Annotated in this window: 16 protein-coding genes; all 16 read right to left on the bottom strand. The window is 68.7% G+C overall.

The genetic code is table 11. From position 1 onward, the window contains the following. Positions 1 to 240: 240 nt before the first annotated feature. The 16 genes from tecA to WS61_RS09385 all read right to left on the bottom strand — a co-directional run bounded on the left by tecA (position 241) and on the right by WS61_RS09385 (position 15,358). The gene (gene tecA, locus WS61_RS09460) at positions 241 to 720 is read right to left on the bottom strand and encodes a type 6 secretion system effector deamidase TecA (RefSeq protein ID WP_059500225.1); all 480 of its coding nucleotides are present in this window, start codon (positions 718 to 720) and stop codon (positions 241 to 243) included. Positions 721 to 819: 99 nt separating this feature from the next. Continuing rightward, on the bottom strand, positions 820 to 1,305 hold the full coding sequence (locus WS61_RS09455) for a hypothetical protein (RefSeq protein WP_059500224.1): 486 nt from the start codon (positions 1,303 to 1,305) through the stop codon (positions 820 to 822). Continuing rightward, a complete protein-coding gene (locus WS61_RS09450) occupies positions 1,302 to 2,744 on the bottom strand; it encodes a Do family serine endopeptidase (protein WP_059500360.1) in 1,443 nt (480 codons plus the stop codon). The genes WS61_RS09455 and WS61_RS09450 overlap by 4 nt, the downstream gene beginning before the upstream one ends. A gap of 103 nt (positions 2,745 to 2,847) precedes the next feature. Further along, positions 2,848 to 3,210 (bottom strand): hypothetical protein, encoded by a 363-nt coding sequence (locus tag WS61_RS09445; protein ID WP_059500223.1) that lies wholly within the window; start codon positions 3,208 to 3,210, stop codon positions 2,848 to 2,850. Positions 3,211 to 3,250: 40 nt separating this feature from the next. Next, positions 3,251 to 4,147 carry a hypothetical protein gene (locus WS61_RS09440; RefSeq protein WP_059500222.1) on the bottom strand — a complete coding sequence of 299 codons (897 nt, stop codon included), beginning with the start codon at positions 4,145 to 4,147 and terminating at the stop codon, positions 3,251 to 3,253. 8 nt (positions 4,148 to 4,155) lie between these two features. Beyond that, on the bottom strand, positions 4,156 to 5,046 hold the full coding sequence (locus WS61_RS09435) for a peptidylprolyl isomerase (protein WP_059500221.1): 891 nt from the start codon (positions 5,044 to 5,046) through the stop codon (positions 4,156 to 4,158). Positions 5,047 to 5,093: 47 nt separating this feature from the next. After that, on the bottom strand, positions 5,094 to 5,513 hold the full coding sequence (locus WS61_RS09430) for a hypothetical protein (RefSeq protein WP_257127226.1): 420 nt from the start codon (positions 5,511 to 5,513) through the stop codon (positions 5,094 to 5,096). Continuing rightward, a complete protein-coding gene (locus WS61_RS09425) occupies positions 5,510 to 6,082 on the bottom strand; it encodes a YbjN domain-containing protein (RefSeq protein ID WP_059500359.1) in 573 nt (190 codons plus the stop codon). Before WS61_RS09425 ends, WS61_RS09430 begins: the two co-directional genes overlap by 4 nt. A 59-nt stretch (positions 6,083 to 6,141) precedes the next feature. Continuing rightward, positions 6,142 to 6,813: a hypothetical protein gene (locus WS61_RS09420; RefSeq protein ID WP_059500219.1), complete on the bottom strand. Its 672-nt coding sequence runs from the start codon at positions 6,811 to 6,813 to the stop codon at positions 6,142 to 6,144. A 12-nt stretch (positions 6,814 to 6,825) separates the two neighbouring features. Next, complete coding sequence (locus WS61_RS09415; RefSeq protein WP_082741781.1) at positions 6,826 to 8,637, bottom strand: putative porin; 1,812 nt, start codon at positions 8,635 to 8,637, stop codon at positions 6,826 to 6,828. A 92-nt stretch (positions 8,638 to 8,729) separates the two neighbouring features. Further along, complete coding sequence (locus WS61_RS09410; protein ID WP_059500218.1) at positions 8,730 to 9,428, bottom strand: energy transducer TonB; 699 nt, start codon at positions 9,426 to 9,428, stop codon at positions 8,730 to 8,732. Positions 9,429 to 9,430: 2 nt separating this feature from the next. Next, positions 9,431 to 9,841 carry a biopolymer transporter ExbD gene (locus WS61_RS09405; protein ID WP_027780971.1) on the bottom strand — a complete coding sequence of 137 codons (411 nt, stop codon included), beginning with the start codon at positions 9,839 to 9,841 and terminating at the stop codon, positions 9,431 to 9,433. Positions 9,842 to 9,860: 19 nt separating this feature from the next. Continuing rightward, positions 9,861 to 11,666, bottom strand: coding sequence for a DUF2341 domain-containing protein (locus WS61_RS09400; RefSeq protein WP_059500357.1), 1,806 nt, complete (start codon positions 11,664 to 11,666; stop codon positions 9,861 to 9,863). A gap of 65 nt (positions 11,667 to 11,731) precedes the next feature. After that, positions 11,732 to 13,387, bottom strand: coding sequence for a ShlB/FhaC/HecB family hemolysin secretion/activation protein (locus WS61_RS09395; RefSeq protein ID WP_257127225.1), 1,656 nt, complete (start codon positions 13,385 to 13,387; stop codon positions 11,732 to 11,734). 151 nt (positions 13,388 to 13,538) lie between these two features. Next, positions 13,539 to 14,186: an adenylyl-sulfate kinase gene (gene cysC / locus WS61_RS09390; protein WP_059500217.1), complete on the bottom strand. Its 648-nt coding sequence runs from the start codon at positions 14,184 to 14,186 to the stop codon at positions 13,539 to 13,541. Further along, a complete protein-coding gene (locus WS61_RS09385; RefSeq protein ID WP_059500216.1) occupies positions 14,183 to 15,358 on the bottom strand; it encodes a TIGR03032 family protein in 1,176 nt (391 codons plus the stop codon). The genes cysC and WS61_RS09385 overlap by 4 nt, the downstream gene beginning before the upstream one ends. Between the last annotated feature and the right edge of the window lie 580 nt (positions 15,359 to 15,938).

Here is a 15,938-nt window from a genome sequence, read left to right as displayed (position 1 = left end):
CGTGGATATTCGGTCATGCTACCTCAGTGCGCGCATGGCTCGCACCGGTGCGCGGCGCCGCGAGGCGGCATGCGCGCCCACGCCGCCATGACGCGTCATTCAAGGTCGAGAGGATAGCAGCGTTGGACGGCGCGACGCCATGCGGATATCGCCGAACGGCGGGAAAGCGGCCGCGCGGCGCCGGCGCGCGGCCGCCAACGGGTAATGACGGAAACGGCGCGAGATTCGACGCCGGACAGCCTACAGGCGCGACAGATAAACGCGAATGGTCGTGCGATCGTACGTAAAGCCGCCGGCCGGATCCGGCTGCAGCACCCGTGCCAGATCGACCGGATGCAGCCATCCGGCGCCCAGCAGGCCGCCGTTGATCCCGCGGATCCGGGTGCCGCCCACGGCGATCGCGGCGTGAAAGACATTGGCGCCGCGGGCGAAGCCGATCGCTGTGCCCGCCGGAATGCTCGCGCGCCCGTCCCATTGATCGCCGGTCTCGAAGTTGAAGCGCGTCCTCCACTGCTGACCGTTCGTGTCGAGCAGCGCACCGGGCGCGATCATCGCGTCGGCGCGCAGCAGATACCGGACATACGCCGCAGCGTCGTAGCAAACGCCGCCGGACACGTACTCGTCGATGTTCGCCATCCCGAACATCAGCGCTTGCGCGTGTTTTTGCCGCTCGGCGATGCCGGATTGGGCGACATGCCCGCCTAACTGGGTCAGTTGCACGGATAGCTCCTCTCAGGAAAGCGGGGCATCATTGTCCCGCCGATGCAATATCGTCATATCTTATTACGATATCCGCCAGCGTCTACCCGGTCCGGAACGTCATGGCATGCGCGCCGCCGACGCCGGTGCGGCGGCCGCCGCGTCGGGATTGGGTGCGAGCCGCAGGCGCACGCGCAGCGGCTGCAGCATGTCGGGCGGCGGCGGCTCGCTCAGCGGGCCGGCCGTCAGCAGTTGTCGCAGCGTCGCGTCCGCATCCGGATCGCCGAGCGACGCGAACTCGACGCGCGTGACGACGCCGTTCGCGCCGATCCACGCACGCACGACGATCGCGGGCGGCGGCGCATCGGCGCGCGCGTTCAGCACGCGCGTCTCGAGATAGCGGTGGAGCCGGTCGGCCGCGTCGCCGTCCGCTTCGAGCCACGTCTGGAACTGCTGCCCGGCGAGCTGTCCGTAGCGGATCCACGCTTGCGGCACGTCGGCCGTCTGCGCGACGGCCGGGGCCGGGGCCGCGCCCGCGGCCAGCGCCGACGCGACGACGATCGCACCCAGCCATCCCGATGCGCGCTGCTTGCGCATTCGCTTCATCCCGCCTCCCGTTTCGACGACGAATCCGCCCGGCCGATCTCGATCGGCACATACAGCCGCGTGCCGCCACGCTGCACCAGCAGCGCGACGTTGCCGTGCGCGGCATCGATCCCGGCCATCAGCGCGCCGATGCTCGCGACCGGCACGCCATTGACCGACAGCACGGCATCGCCGGGCTGCAACCCCGCGCGCGCCGCCTGGCCGGTCGCCTGTTCGACGACGAGCGCCTGGCCGACGCCGAGCCGCCGGCGCTCCTGCTCCGTCGCGGCCCGCAGCGCGAGCCCGAACCGCGCGGGCCCCTGTTCGCCGCCGGCAGATGCCGTGCCGCTGTCGAACGCGCCGACCGTCGCGATCGCGTGCATCGCCCGGCCCGCACGCCACACGAGCAGATCGGCTTGCCGGCCCGCCCGCATGGCCGCAACCATGCCGAGCAAATCCGCCGATTCCGCGACCGGCTTGCCGTCGACCGCGAGCACGACGTCGCCCGCCTTCAGGCCCGCGCGCGCGGCCGGGCCGTCCGGCTCGACCATCGTGATCAGCGCGCCGTCCGGGCTCGCGAGACCGAACGAACGCGCGAGCGCCTGGCTCACTTCCTGCAGGGCCACGCCGAGCCGGCCGCGCGTGACCTTGCCGGTGCGCAGCAACTGATCCTTCACGTCGAGTGCGATGTCGATCGGAATCGCGAACGCGAGCCCCTGGTAGCCGCCCGTCTTCGAGAAGATCATCGAGTTGATCGCGATCACGCGGCCGCTCAGATCGAACAGCGGGCCGCCCGAATTGCCGGGATTGATCGGCACGTCGGTCTGGATGAACGGAATCGCCTGTTCGCCGGGCAGGGAGCGCGATTTCGCGCTGACGATGCCCTGCGTGACGGTATTCGCGAACCCGTACGGCGACCCGATGGCCATCACCCAGTCGCCGACCTCGGTGCGCGCCGGATCGCCGGTCGCGACGACCGGCAGGTCGTGCGCATCGATGCGGATCACCGCGACGTCGGATACGGGATCGCTGCCGATCACCCGCCCCTTGAACTGGCGCTTGTCGGTCAGCTTCACGTCGATGGCGACCGCGTCGCCGACCACGTGCCGGTTGGTCAGGATCACGCCGTCCGCGCTCACGATGAAGCCGGAGCCGAGGCTCACCTCCTCGCGGTTGCCGATCACGCGCCGCGCGAGAAACGGCGCGAGCGGATGATCGGGCGCGATGCCGGGCGGCAACTGGATCCCCATCTGCGTGACTTCGCGCGTGACGCTGATGTTGACGACCGCCGGCCCGACGCGCCGCACGAGCGCCGCGAAGTTCGGCAGCGCAACCGTGGGCGCGCCGGCCCCCTGCACCGCGCGCTCGGCGCCCGTGGCCGCGCCGCATGCGCAGGCGAGCGTCACTGCGAGCCCGGCCGCAAGCGCCGCCACGCTGCCGATGTGCTTGCCCGATTTCACGTTGCTGCTCCTCGTCGGTTCGCGCCGGTGCGCCACCGGCCCGTGCCTGTTCCCAAACCGTTGGTCCGCCGCACCGTTCGCGCGCCGCGGCTGCGCAAGCGCTTCACTTCGGCGGCACGGCAACCGGCGCATTCGGCCGTTGCGGCGTAACGGATTTGCCCCAGTTCGACCCGAAGCGGTTCCGCTCGGTCGACAGGTTGAACGTGCCGAGACGGTTCGACGGTTGCTTGGACAACCGCTCCGAATCCGTCTGCGACGCGCCCGCCTGAGGCTCGGCCTTCGGCTTCAGTTGTTCGCTCAGGCAGTCGTACGACAGCGCGCGCTTGCCGTCGACTTCCGCGTCGACGCACACCGGCTTCGCGGCCGAGCCGGGCTCGGCCGCCGCCGCGCGGCCGCCCTGCGCGTGCGCGCCGGCCGCCAGCAGCACGCAGGCGATCGCCGCGATGCCGTTTCGTCGCCTCTTCATCCGCGCCTCCCTCGGTAACGACGCCATCGCGCGCATGCCTTCATGCTCCCGCACCCGACCCCGGCGCGCGGGCCAGAAAGCGCCCGAACGCCGCGCGATCGGCTGCGTCGACGGCCGGTTCGCCCGCATCGACATATCGCGCCCACGCATCGCGCATGCCGTCGACCGGTTGCCATGCGTGCACCTGCGCGCCGGTCGGATACGGCGTGACGAGCGGCTCCCGGTAGTCGACGCGAAACAGCGGCGACGCGTCGTTGCCGGCCGTCCACAAATCGCCGACGTCGCGCACGCTCGCGTCGAACCAGAAGCGCACCCAGCGAACGGCCGGCGTACCGGCAGCGGGCATATGGGTACCCGGCATACCGGCTTCGGGCGTACCGGCTCCGGGCGTACGGGCTTCGGGCATACGGGCACCCGGCGCAGCGGTGCCCGACACATCCGGCACGCGCAGGAAACCGGCCAGTACGAGCAGCACGGCGGCGAGATCGTCTTCGCGCAACGTCCGGTACGACCAGAGATCCGCGACATCCGCGCACGAGATCACCGCGATGAAGCGCCCGATCGTGAGCGCGGGCCACGCGCGTCGCATCAGCGCGTAATGGCGCGGCCACTGCGCAATGAAGCGGTCCCGATGACGGGCCGCGACCTGCACGTCGCGCGAGCCGCGAATCGTCGGCTCCTCCGGTTGATACTGGCGTGTGGTGAGTACGCACTGCGCGGAACAGCGCGCGCTCCGGTGCCGCGCATAGCCGCCCGCGCCGGGCAGCGGCTCCAGCGCGCCGAAGCAAAGCGGGCAATGCGTCGGCCACTCGCCGGGCCGGCCCGGCCACGGGTTCGCCTTCGGCATGCGCGGACGATCGGAGGCGGCGGAGCGACGACGCGCCGGCGTACGCGCGTCGGGCGCCTCGACGCGCGGCGTCGAACGGAGCGTGGCCATGAGCGCGCCTACCGAGCCGACGCGAGCGCTTTCTTCAGCGCGTCTTCGTTGATCGGTGCGTTCGCGGCCAGCTTCGCGAGATACGCCTGTGTATTTTGCTGCGTGCGCTGGGCGCGCAGCATCGCGCGCAGCTGCTCCTTCACGTCGGCCAGCGGACGCGGCGCGGCCGCGCGTATCTCGATCAGCTTCACGACGTGAAAACCGGCCGGCGTCTGGATCGGCGCGGATACCTGGCCCGGCTTCAACGCGTCGGCTGCCTGACGGACCGCCGGCACCATCAACTGCTCGGGCACGAAACCGAGATCGCCGCCGTTCGCGGCGCTCGCCTTGTCCTGCGAGTTCGCCTTCGCCAGCGCCGCGAAATCGCCGTTGCGCGCGCGGCTCGCGAGATCGGCGGCCTGCTTGCGCGCCTTGTCGAGCGTCGCGGCATCCGCGTTCGGCGGCACCGCGACATAGATCTGTGCGACATGCAGCGCGCGCGGCGCCGTGAACGCCGCGCGGTTCTTGTCGTAGGCGGACTGGAGTTCCGCGTCCGACGGGTAGTCGGCCGGCGGCGCATTCACCGACGCGAGATAGCTGCGCACGACGATTTCGCGCTGCGCCTGCTCGACGGCTGCCTGCACCTGCGGCTGCCGGTCCCAGCCTTTCGACTTCGCCTCGGCCAGCACGGCCTTCTGCGCGAGCGTCGAACGCACGACCTGGTCCAGCGCCGCGGGATCGGCCGCGAGACGCTCGCGTCCTTCCGCGCTCACGGTCTTCAACAGCCCGGCGATGTCGGCCTGCGTGACCGACGCCTGTGCGGCATTCGCGATCACGTCGTCCTGCGCGCATGCCACGAGCGGCGCGCCCAGCACGAGACCGCCTGCCACCATCGCCAGCATCTTCATCTTCGTCATCATCGTTCGACTGCCCTCTGGATTGCTTCTTTTCAAATACGGACGCCGTATCAGCGTGCGCCCGTCAGCGCCACACGCAGGACGAGCGGTTGCGCCATCCCGCGTGGCGGCGCCGTGCCGATCTCCCTGCCGACAAACGCTGCGTGCAGTGCGACGTCGAGCGCCGCCTGCCCGGCCGCCGCACTGTCGACCCGCGTCACCCGCCCGCGCCGGTCGAGCCACGCTCGCACCGGCAGTACGGGCCCGTCGTCGCCGGCATCGGCCCGCGCGTCAGCCCAGCGCTCGATGTCCGCGCGCAGGCGGCCCGCGGCCGCATCGTCGCCATCGAGCGCCGTCTGCAGCCATTGCGCGACGTGTTGCGCGTACGTGCCCCACGCGGCAGGCGTGTCACCCACGGCCGTCGCCCCGGCTCGCGTGCGGCCCGGCAGCAACGCGCGCAGCGCGGCACCGAGCCGGTGCGCGACGATCACGATTGCGCGGCCGCTTCGACGGATGCGGCCGTGGCGTGCGGTTCACCGGCCGCCGCCCGCGCCGCCGCTTCCTGCTCGGCCATCGCGGGGCGGTTGCGCAGGTGCAGCAGGAATTCCTGGATCAGCCGATCCCACAGCTCGACCGTCGAACGCAGATAGCGCTCGGACACGCCGCCCGCGACGACGACGTCCATCTCCAGCGCGAGAAACTGCCCGTGGCTCGCGAGACGCGCGAAGCGCTTGGTGCGGTTCCAGTCCGCGACGAGTTCGGCCGGCAATTCGCCCTGCACTTGCAGCACGCACGACATCGTGTAATCGATGTACGGCAGCGCGGCGAGCGGTGTGTCGGCGCCCTGCGGCGCGAGCGGCGCCGCCGGGTTGCCGAAGCGCACCGCGAAGCCGATGCCCTGGCTCGCGCTCATCAGTTGCACCGAGCCGTTCTGCTCGGCGGCCGTCACGCGGTAGCCCGCACGGCGCAGCACGTCGGCCAGGTGGTCCGCGCTGATCGCTTCGATCGGCGCGTCGTGTGCCGCGCGTTCGGCGCCGGCGTTCGGTTGCTTGTCCTGCATGTCGAGGTTCCCCCTGTTCGACGGATCGATGGATTCCAATGCGGTATCGGGCGACACGCTCACGGCGCGCTCGCCGCCGATGCCGGCGCCGCGGCGGCCGCACGCGCGGCCGGATCGTACTTTCCCGCATACAGCGCATCGCCGTAGCGCTGCGCGAGATCGTCGTACTTCACGCGGGCCGACTGGGCGAACGGCTGCCTCGACGAGAGGAACGTGCCGATCCCGACATGCTCGTACGCGTCGAGAATCTCGTGCCCGACGCGATACAGCTCCGCATTGTGTGCCTGGCAGGTTTTCAGTTGCGTGTCACGCGCGGCAACGTCCTTCTGCAGTTGCGCGTGCTGCGCATCGCGGGCGCGCGACACGGCGAGCAGGTCCTCATAGGACGCCTTGTATTTCGCGAGCGACTTCGCGTCCTGCTCGCGGCCGGCCCGCTCCTGCGCGAGCGCGCGCTTCGCGGCCGCCTCGGCGCCCGAGTCGCCGCGCGCCGCCGCAAGCTGCCCCTGCATCGCCTTCAGTTGCGCGAGCGCATCGTCGCGCTGCTTCTCGGCCGCCGCCTTGTCGCTCTGCAACTGCGCCTGGCTGTCCTGCAACTGGCGCAGCTCCTGCACGGTCGAGCGCAGCTGGCTGCGCAGCTTGTCCTCGATGCTCTGCGCGTGCGCGCCGACGGTTGCGAACAACAGCGCGGCGGCGACGGCGACCGCCGGCATCGTGCGAGTGATCGTATTCATGCGCGGCTCCGGTCAGAAGCGAGCATTGAGCTCGATCTGCAGCACGTCGATCGATACCGGCGGCCCGTACACTTCCTTCGAGCTCAGGTAGCGGGCCGACACCCACGTGTCGCGCGCGACCGCATAGGCTGCGCCGATCACGTAGCCGCGTGCGTTGGTGCCGCCGAGATGGAAATCGGGATCGTTGAACGCGTCGAGCACGGCGTCCGGCTGCAGGTACTTGTACGCGATCGAGAAATTCCACTGGCCCTTCTCGCGCGGCTCCGGCTCGCCGACCGTCGCCTTCGCGAGGAAGCCGTTCGGGCCGCTGCGATAGTCGGCGCGCGTCGCGTTCACCGACGTCGCTTCGTAGTTGTTGACCGGCAGCGACGCCGCCGCGAACGCCTTGTTGTCGTTGTACGCGAGGTTGCGCACGTATTCGCCGTCCAGGCGCAGCTTGAAGCGATCGGCCACGACGGTATCCCACTGCGCCTTCAGGTCGAGCAGCCGATAGTTGTATGCGAGCCCGAAGAGCTGCGGCTGCGGCGTCATCCCCGGCGCGAGGTTCGGGTTCTGCACGATGTTGCGCAGCGCGATCAGCGTGTTGCCGCCCTGCATGAACGCGGGCGCCTCGTTGTCGGTGCTGCAGTTGGTCGCGCCGAGATACAGCGCGCACGGCGACGACAGCGTGCCGCGCATGTTCTGGAAGTCGTAGTACGCGACCGCGCCGCGCAGCCGGTTCTTCGCGTCGATCTTCCAGTCGGCGCCGAACTGCGCGCCGAACATCCACTTCGTGTCGCTGCCGGCCTTGTCGGTGCTGTTCGACGGGAAGTTCTCGCTCGTGTACTGGATCGGGAACACGCCGAGCGTGCCGAACAGCGTGACGTCCGGATTCCACGGCAACGCGTGGCGCAGGTTCGCGGCGAGCCCGTCCATCATCAGGTCGTCGGAGAACACGAGGTCCGACTTGAAGAACGGATTGTCGAAGCGGCCGGCCGTCAGGTTCAGCCACGGCGCCGGCTTGTACGCGAAGAACGCCTTGTTCAGCCAGATGTTCTTTTTCGCGAAGCCGCCGCCGGCGGTGGCCGTGGTCGACACCGGCCCGTTGTCGTTGCCGCTCGCGAGCTGGATGCCGGCCGTCATTTCGTCGGACAACGTCGCGGTCACGCCGAGCCGCGCACGGTAGCGCAGCAGGTTGTTGCGGTTCTGCGTGGTGTTCTGCGTCGGCAACTGCGTCGTGTTGGTGTTCGGGTTGATGTCGAACCCGTTGCCCTGGTTGATCGCCGCGAAATTCGTGACGTTGTTCGCGTTGCGGCTGCCGTAGAAGTGATACTCGTCGCGCACGCGCAGGTCGCCGTCGAGCTTGATCCGCGATACCCAGTCGGGGAACGTGTTCGGCTGCGCCCAGTTCTCGGCCTTCGCCTGTGCGATCACTTCCTGCTTCACCTGGTCGCGGATCTGATCGCGCACGAGTTGCGGCACGTACGGCACCGCGACGTCGCCCGGCTGGGTCGGCGGATTGACCACGCCGCCCGCGACGACCGGTGCGCCCGACCCGCGCGCGGCCCGCGCCTGCACGGCCTCGGTGCGCGCCTCGCTGATCAGCTCGTTCGCGTTCTGCTGCGTGAGCACGCCGCGCTTGACGAGCAGGTTGATCAGGTTGATCACCACGCTTTCCGTCGGCGCGGCCTTCCCCGATGCCGCCTGCGCCTCGAGCGATTGCGCCTGTGCGACGGACGCGCACGTCAGCCCCAGCGTCAGCACCGCCGCGCCGACGCGCGACAGGCGCGCGGGCGGCGCGCCGTTGCAGGGCACCCCGCCCCGTCCGTTCATCTTCCGAATCATCGAAGCACTCCGAACAATTTTCGTTTCTTTTCCGGCAGGATCCGTGCGACGGACCTGCCCCATGATTCTTTCGTGGTCCCTCTCGCGCATCGTCATGCCGGCTTGCGGCCCTGGAGCTTGACGAGCACCGGGTACGACGTCGCCGGCGGCGGCGCTTCGTCGACCTTGCCGAGCGTCTCGACCGCCGCAACGACGGCCGCGTCGATCTTCGCGTCGCCGGTCGACTGCGCGACCGTCACCTTCGTGATCCGCCCCGACGCATCCATCCACAGGTTCAGGCTGCCGGCGAACCGCGCGCCGCCGGCCTCCTGCACGCCCTTGTCCTGTTCGATCGCACGCTGCAGCACGTACACCATGTACTGCGCGTAGCTCGCGTTGCCGAACTTGCCGCCCCCGCCGCTGCCGACCATTCCCGAGCCGTCGCCCGCGCCGATGTTGAAGCTGTCGGTGCCGGCCTGTGCGGGCGCATTCATCGTCATCTGCTTCGGCTGGTTGTCCGACGGCTTCGGCGCCTCGGACGGCTTCGGCGCGACGGTCGGCTTGTCGACCGGCGTCTTGACCTCTTCCTTCACCTTCTCGGGCGGCGGCTTCTGTTTCGGCGGCGGCGGGGGCGGCGGCAACGGGATCACCGTCGTCACCTGCGGCGCGCTCGCGCGCTTCACGCCCGCGGTGTCCCCCGCGAAATGCCAGATCAGCGCGGCGAGCCCGGCGAGCACGAGCGCGATCGCAACCGGCTTCACGAAGCGGCCGGGGCCTTTCTGCGGCGGGCCGCCGTTGTAGGTCATTTCCATCGCTAGCCGCCCTGCTTCGCCTTGCCGGTCACGAGCCCGACCTGCGACAGGTCGAGCCGGCGCAGCAGGTCGAGCACGTCCATGACCTTCTGGTACTGCACGGCCGCGTCGCCCTTCAGCACGATCGGGAATTCCGGATTGGTCGCCTTCTCGGTGCGCAACCGGCTTTCGAGTTCGTCCATCGTCACGGGATACGCGTCGAGGAACACCTGCCCCGAATCGGCGACCGTGATTGCCTTCGTCTTCGGCTTCGCGAGGCTCGCGGACGAGCTCGCCTTCGGCAGGTCGACCTTGATGCCCTGCACCGACGCGGTCGTCATGATGATGAAGATGATCAGCAGCACGTACGCGAGGTCGAGCATCGGCGTGATGTTGATGTCGTCGTACGGCTTGTCGTCGTCCTGAACCTGCATGGTGGTCTCCTGCGTGCGTTCAGTCGGCCAGCACCGCGTGGTCGGGCGCGCGGTGCGCTTCGGCCAGGCGCGTGACGAATTCGTCGACGAACACCTGCATGTTCGCGGTCACGTTCTTGTTGCGGATCAGCAGGTAGTTGTAGCCGAACAGCGCGGGAATCGCGACGAACAGGCCCGTGACGGTGGCGAGCAGCGCGGCCGCGATACCCGGTGCGATCGCGTTCACGTTCACGTCGCCGGCCGCCGCGATCGCCGCGAACGTGATCATCACGCCGACCACCGTGCCGAGCAGGCCGAGGAACGGGCCGCCCGAGATCGCGATCGTCAGCAGCACCATCGATTTCGACAGTCGCTGGTTCTCGCGCACGAGCGTCGCATCCATCGACGCGCGGATCGCCTCGATCGATTCGGACGTGATCACCGTGCGGCCGTTGCCGTCCACGCGGCTGTGAATTTCATGCACGCCGGCCTTGTACAGCCGGTACAGCGACGACTGGTACAGGCGCCGCCCTTCCGCGCTGCCTTCGTCGACGTGTGCGAGGCCGACCAGATGGCGGCCGGCCACTTCGCGGAAACGCTGCACGAAATACTGGTTCGCCTTGTCGACGGTGCCGACGTAGCGTGCCTTCGTCCACATCACGATCCACGACACGAGCGCCATCCCGAGCAGGATCGTGATCACGACCCACGCATCAACGGTCACCGACTGCACGATCACGCCGAAGTAGCCGAAGCCGAAGCCCGACTGCTTCTCGTCGGCGCCGTACGCGACCAGCTTCGATTCCGAGCCCTGCGCGAGCGCGTCGACCGCGAGCGCGGCGGGCGAACGCGCGATCTTCGAAAGGCGCAGTTCGTCGAGCGCGCCCGCATACGCGGCGAACCCGGCCGGTGCGCCGGCGACGTCCGCGCCCACGACCGCCGCGCCGGTCAGCGCGGGCAGCGTCGCCGCGACCTGCGCGGCCTGCTTGCCGTTCACGTAGACGGTCAGGTTCTTGCCATCGGCCGTGACCGCGAGATGGGTCCACTGGTTCGCGGCGACGGGCGGCGCGGCAGGCGTGCGCACCGGCGCGGGAGTGCCGGCCGCACCGTCCACTTCCGCGAACGGCACGCCGTTGTCGAGGCCGATCAGCAACGCATTCGCGCCGTCGCGGCGGCCGTACAGCAACGTGTTCGGCGCGAGCGCCGACGGCTTGACCCACGCGCTGAACGTGAAGCTGCCGCCGGCCAGCACGTTCAGCGACGGGCTCGCCGGCAACGTCAGCGACCCCGTGCCGTCGAACCGCGCGCCCTTGCCGACGATGCCGTCCTCGATCGTGCGGAACGACGCGTTCTGCGCGTGGTTGCCGTACGCGGTCGCGTCCTTCGGCGGGGCGCCGGCCGCACCGTTGAAGTGATAGACGAGCGTGTAATCGGCATCGAACGTCTCGGCCGGCTTGCCGCCGTCCGGCGCCTTCTTGTTGCCGTAGTACATCCAGATCGACTCCGCGGCGCCCGCCGGCATCTTCGGCACATCGACCCAGATCAGCGCGACGCCGAGCACCGGATCGTATTGCTCGACATGGAAATTCAGCGGCGTCTTGTCGTCGGCCGCGACGAAGCGGATGTCGGCGCCGTTGTCGGCCAGCCCGTCGAACTGGAAGTTGCCCGAATGCAGGCGAATCAGCAGCGGCACGCGGCCGGCCGATTCCGCGAGGTTCGCGCCCTTCGGGCTCGCGTCGATCGTGATCGCCTTTCGGTACGACCAGTCGTTCTGCCACCATGCGTTCGCGATGCCGGGCAGCACGCCGAGCATCACCGCCAACAGGAAAAACAAGACTCGCTTCACGATCCACTCCCCGAATGGGCGGGCGCCGCGCTCGTCGCATCGCCCCGCCACGATCAAAAAATCCGTCAGAAACCCAGCCTTACGTAGAAATCGAACCGCGGGCTGTACTGCCGCGTGTAGACGCCGGCCTTCAACGGCCAGCCGGCCTCGAAATCCGCGCTCGCGTATTTCATGAGCTGCAGCCGCGTGCCGACGCCGACGCTCATCAGGTTGAAGCGCGACGTCTGCTCCGGCAGCGGGCTCAGCAGCCACAGGTGCGCCGCGTCGAAGAACGCATGGAAGCGCCATTCGTTCACCCGGCTGCCGACCGCGCCGCCCAGCCACTTCGACAGCGACGGGCTGCGCAACTCCAGCGACGCGATCACGCCGCTGTCGGCCGTGTCTTCCGCCTGCATGTAGCCGCGCACGCTGTTCATCCCGCCGGCGGCAAACTGCTCGCTCGACACGAGCGGCGAGTTCGAGATCTGGGCGCTCACGTGCGCATTGGCCTGCATGTCGTTCGCGAAGCGCTGCGTGTGATTCACGTCGAACTTGCCGTACACGAAATCGGGCGTCGCGTTGTAGCGCTTGTTGTCCCATGCGCCCCAGTCGCTGCCGAGGCCGCGGATGTTCGTCGTCAGCGATGCGGAGAACGACGTCTGAGAACTCTTCAGGCTCAGCTGGCCGTTGTACGACAGCGTCACCGGCACGTAAGTGAGTGGCGCCGTCGAGCCGCCCTGGCCCGGCAGCGACACGTCTTCGTCGTAGTGCTTGCGGTCGATCTCGATGCTGACCGTATGCGCGTAGGTCTCCGTCGCCGGCAGCGAATAGATCGCGGTGAAGCCGTACGTGGTGCCCTTGCCGAGCACGTTGGTGTTGCCGACCGACGCGACGTTGCTGTCCGAATGCACGACCGTCGCCAGAAAGCTCCAGCGCGAATCCTTGATCGGCGCGAGATACGAGAACGCGTAGACGCGCGCATCGTTCGGATGCTGCGGCGCGATCACGTAGGTGCCGGAAATCACGTGGCCGAGCTGCCACAGATTCGAATAGCTGAGGCTCGCGGTCGTGCGCAGCGTCGACGTGCCGGGGCTGTTGTCGTTGTTCAGTTCGAGCGAGCCGTGCAGCGGGCTGTGATCGTCGACCTTCAGGTCGACGTCGACCGTCTGCGGCAGCGTGCCCGGCTTCAGCACCGGAATCACCTGGCGGTCCGCCGAGCGGTTCAGGTCGGTGAGCTGCTGCTGGGCCTGGTTGAAATCGGGTACCTTGCCTTCGGCCAGCGCGGGCACCGCGTCGCGGATGTTCTGCGGCGAGTTGTATTGCGCGCCGTCCACGCGCAGACGCCCGACCTTCGCCTCGGTCACCTGCAGCAGGATCACGCCGTTCTTCACCTGCTGCTGCGGCAACTCGACGACGACCGACTGGTAGCCGCGATCCTGGTACGCCTTCTGCAACGCATCGCGGGCCGCGTTCACGTCGGCGAGCGTGCGGCCCGGCCCTTCGAACGGATACACGGCCTTCTCGATTTCGAGGGTCGGCAACGTCGTGTTGCCGCGCACCACGAAGGCATTCACGTCGAACGACTGCGGCGCGGCGGGCGCCGCCTTCGCGGCCGGCGCGGCAGCGTCCTGCGCATGAACGCCCGGCGCGACGCTCAAGCCTCCGGCCAGCACGGCACCGGCCAGGCATCGGCCATTCAGCCGCCATCGTTCGCGTGACTTGCGGTCTACTCTCGGCGGCATGCGCCATTCCCCTTTGTTGTTCCGGACCGCAGCGAAGCTGTCGCGACCCCGTCGCTCGCCCCGCTATCAGTTGCCTGTTTCACTTTGATGACGATTGATTCGCCATCCTTATCATGAACCGCGCAATGCTCTTTATGCCGTCGAACCGAACTCAGCCGTGATGTGTCGGCACCGCCTGCGCATCCGCATGAAAGCCGAACTGCGTCACGGCGAACTGCAACAGCGTATCGACGCACGTCGCGAGCGATGCGCGGCCGGTATCGAGCGTGAGATCGGCTTTCACCGGCGGTTCGTACGGCGCCGACACACCCGTGAATTCCGGCAGCGCGCCGCGCCGCGCCTTCGCATACAACCCCTTCGGATCCCGCGCCTCGCAGCACACCAGCGGCGTGCTCACGTACACTTCGCGGAACGCCGGCCCCACGATCGCTCTCGCCGCATCGCGCATCGCCGCGAGCGGCGAAATGACCGCGACGATCGCCAGCGCGCCGGATTCGCTCGTCAGTGCCGCGACTTCGGCGATGCGCCGTACGTTTTCGAAACGATCCTGCACCGTAAAACCGAGATCCCGATTCAGCCCCGTGCGCAGCCGATCACCGTCGAGCACCACCGCATGCATGCGTCGGTCGCGCAGTCGCGCCGCTACCGCGTCGGCCAGCGTCGTCTTGCCCGCGCCGGACAACCCGGTGAGCCACAACACCCCGCCGGCCCGCTGCGGCGACACGCGCCGCTCGTCGCGGGGCACGTCTACCGATAAGGACGAAACGACGTCGGGAAACCCGCAACGATCGATCTTCATCGTGCACGCTCCGCCGCCTTCGCCGGTTCGTCGTCCTCGCGCGGACGCGTCTGCCAGAAGCCGCCTTGCATCGTCACGATCGACGGCGTCTCGGCCCATTGATGCGGGCTCAGGATTTCGGCACGCCGCACGTTCGGAATCACCTGCACGTCGAAAATCTCGTCGACGCCGTTGAAGAACTGCAGGATGCCGAGCACGTCGCCGGTGTTCGCGTCGAGCGCGGCGACCCCCGCGACCAGCGCATCCGATTCGCTTTCGATCGGCAACCCCTGCGGGCCGCGTTTGTCGCGCAACTTCGACAGCCCGACGAACAGCACGCCCCCATACTCGGCGAGACCGTGCGTGAAACCCGGCAGCTTCGCGAGCACGCGCCGCGCGCCGGACTGCGGATCGATCTGCAGCACGTGGCCGCGACCGCCTTCGAGCACGTGCAGGCGGGCGCCGATCACGCGCGGCGAATGCGGCATCGACAGCCCCGATGCGACGATCCGGCCGGACGGCACCTCCATCACGATGCCGCCGGCGGCCATCCCGCTGCGCCAGCCGAACGGCTCGTTGCTCATGCCGAGCGCCGTCGCGAACCGCACCTTGCCGTCGGCGAACGCCATGCCGTTCAGGTGGCAGCGATCGTCTGGCGTCGTCTCCGTCACGAACGGCGGCTGCCAGATCGGCGTGAAGTTGAAATAGCCGTCGATCACGCTGATGCAGGAATAGCGTGTGTTGACCGCGAGCAGCACGTGCTTGTCGAACGCCATGTCGTGCAGGTCGAGATCGCCCGTGTAATAGGACATGCGCGGCACGAACATCGCGTCGTAGTGATCCGGTCTGGCCGGATAGTGCGGCGCGAGCGTCGATACGTTCGCGAACACCATCAGCTCGTGCATCGTCGCGATCGCGAGCCGCTTGCCCGACACGGCCATCCCCATCGAGCGCGGCAACAAGCATGCGGACAGCGTGGGCACGCCGTCGTCGACGCCGATCACGGCCACGCCGGACGGGCGGCGGCTCACGGCGAACGAGCACCCGAGCGCCTCGAGCACCTGCAGGAAGCGCCCGGTGTCGCGCAGGTTGATGACCGGCGACAACGCTTCCGCCTGCCGCGCCGATACGTCGTCCGTCGGCGCATCGGTTTCGCCCGCCGGCCGGGTTTCCTCGAACTGTTCCACTGTCATGCACCTGTCGGCTTCACGCCGCCTGATGAGAAAAAATGCTCGCTTGCCTGCCGGCCCGTCGGCCCGGTGCACGCGCATCGGTCGCGAACGGGGCCGCGTACGGCGCACCAAGTCGCAGCTCCCACCTACCTAGACGGAATGAAGCGCGCATTGCCGCAATGTTTTTTGCGTGACGTCGACCGATCCGCCGGCACGGGCAGCGGTCGACGCAAGCGGCCTGCATGCGTGCAGCCGCTCGCCCGCGCGAGACGCGCGAGATGCGGCGCATGACCTTGCGTGGCCCCCATTTCGTATACATGTCGTTGCCCGGCCGGCGCGCGGCGCGTAGGCGGCTCGCCGGCAAACGAGTCGCCGTCCGGCCGGCCCGCGCGCGAGAACGCGACGGCCTGCGTGCGGCCCGACAATCCTCCGGTTTCAACCGGGAAGTTTTTGTGACATTCGACTGAAGATATTCACGAAACACGCGCAAACCACGGGGTGCGATCGTCGGGACCGTTTACGCCGCACCGCACGCCGCGAGCACGTACGAAATCCTGCGGCTTGCAGCCGCCCGCTTCGTCCTAGCTATTGAGAACGGAAC

This window comes from Burkholderia sp. ABCPW 11, assembly GCF_001523445.1.
GTDB lineage: Bacteria > Pseudomonadota > Gammaproteobacteria > Burkholderiales > Burkholderiaceae > Burkholderia.
This window is presented reverse-complemented; position numbering and strand designations above follow the sequence as displayed.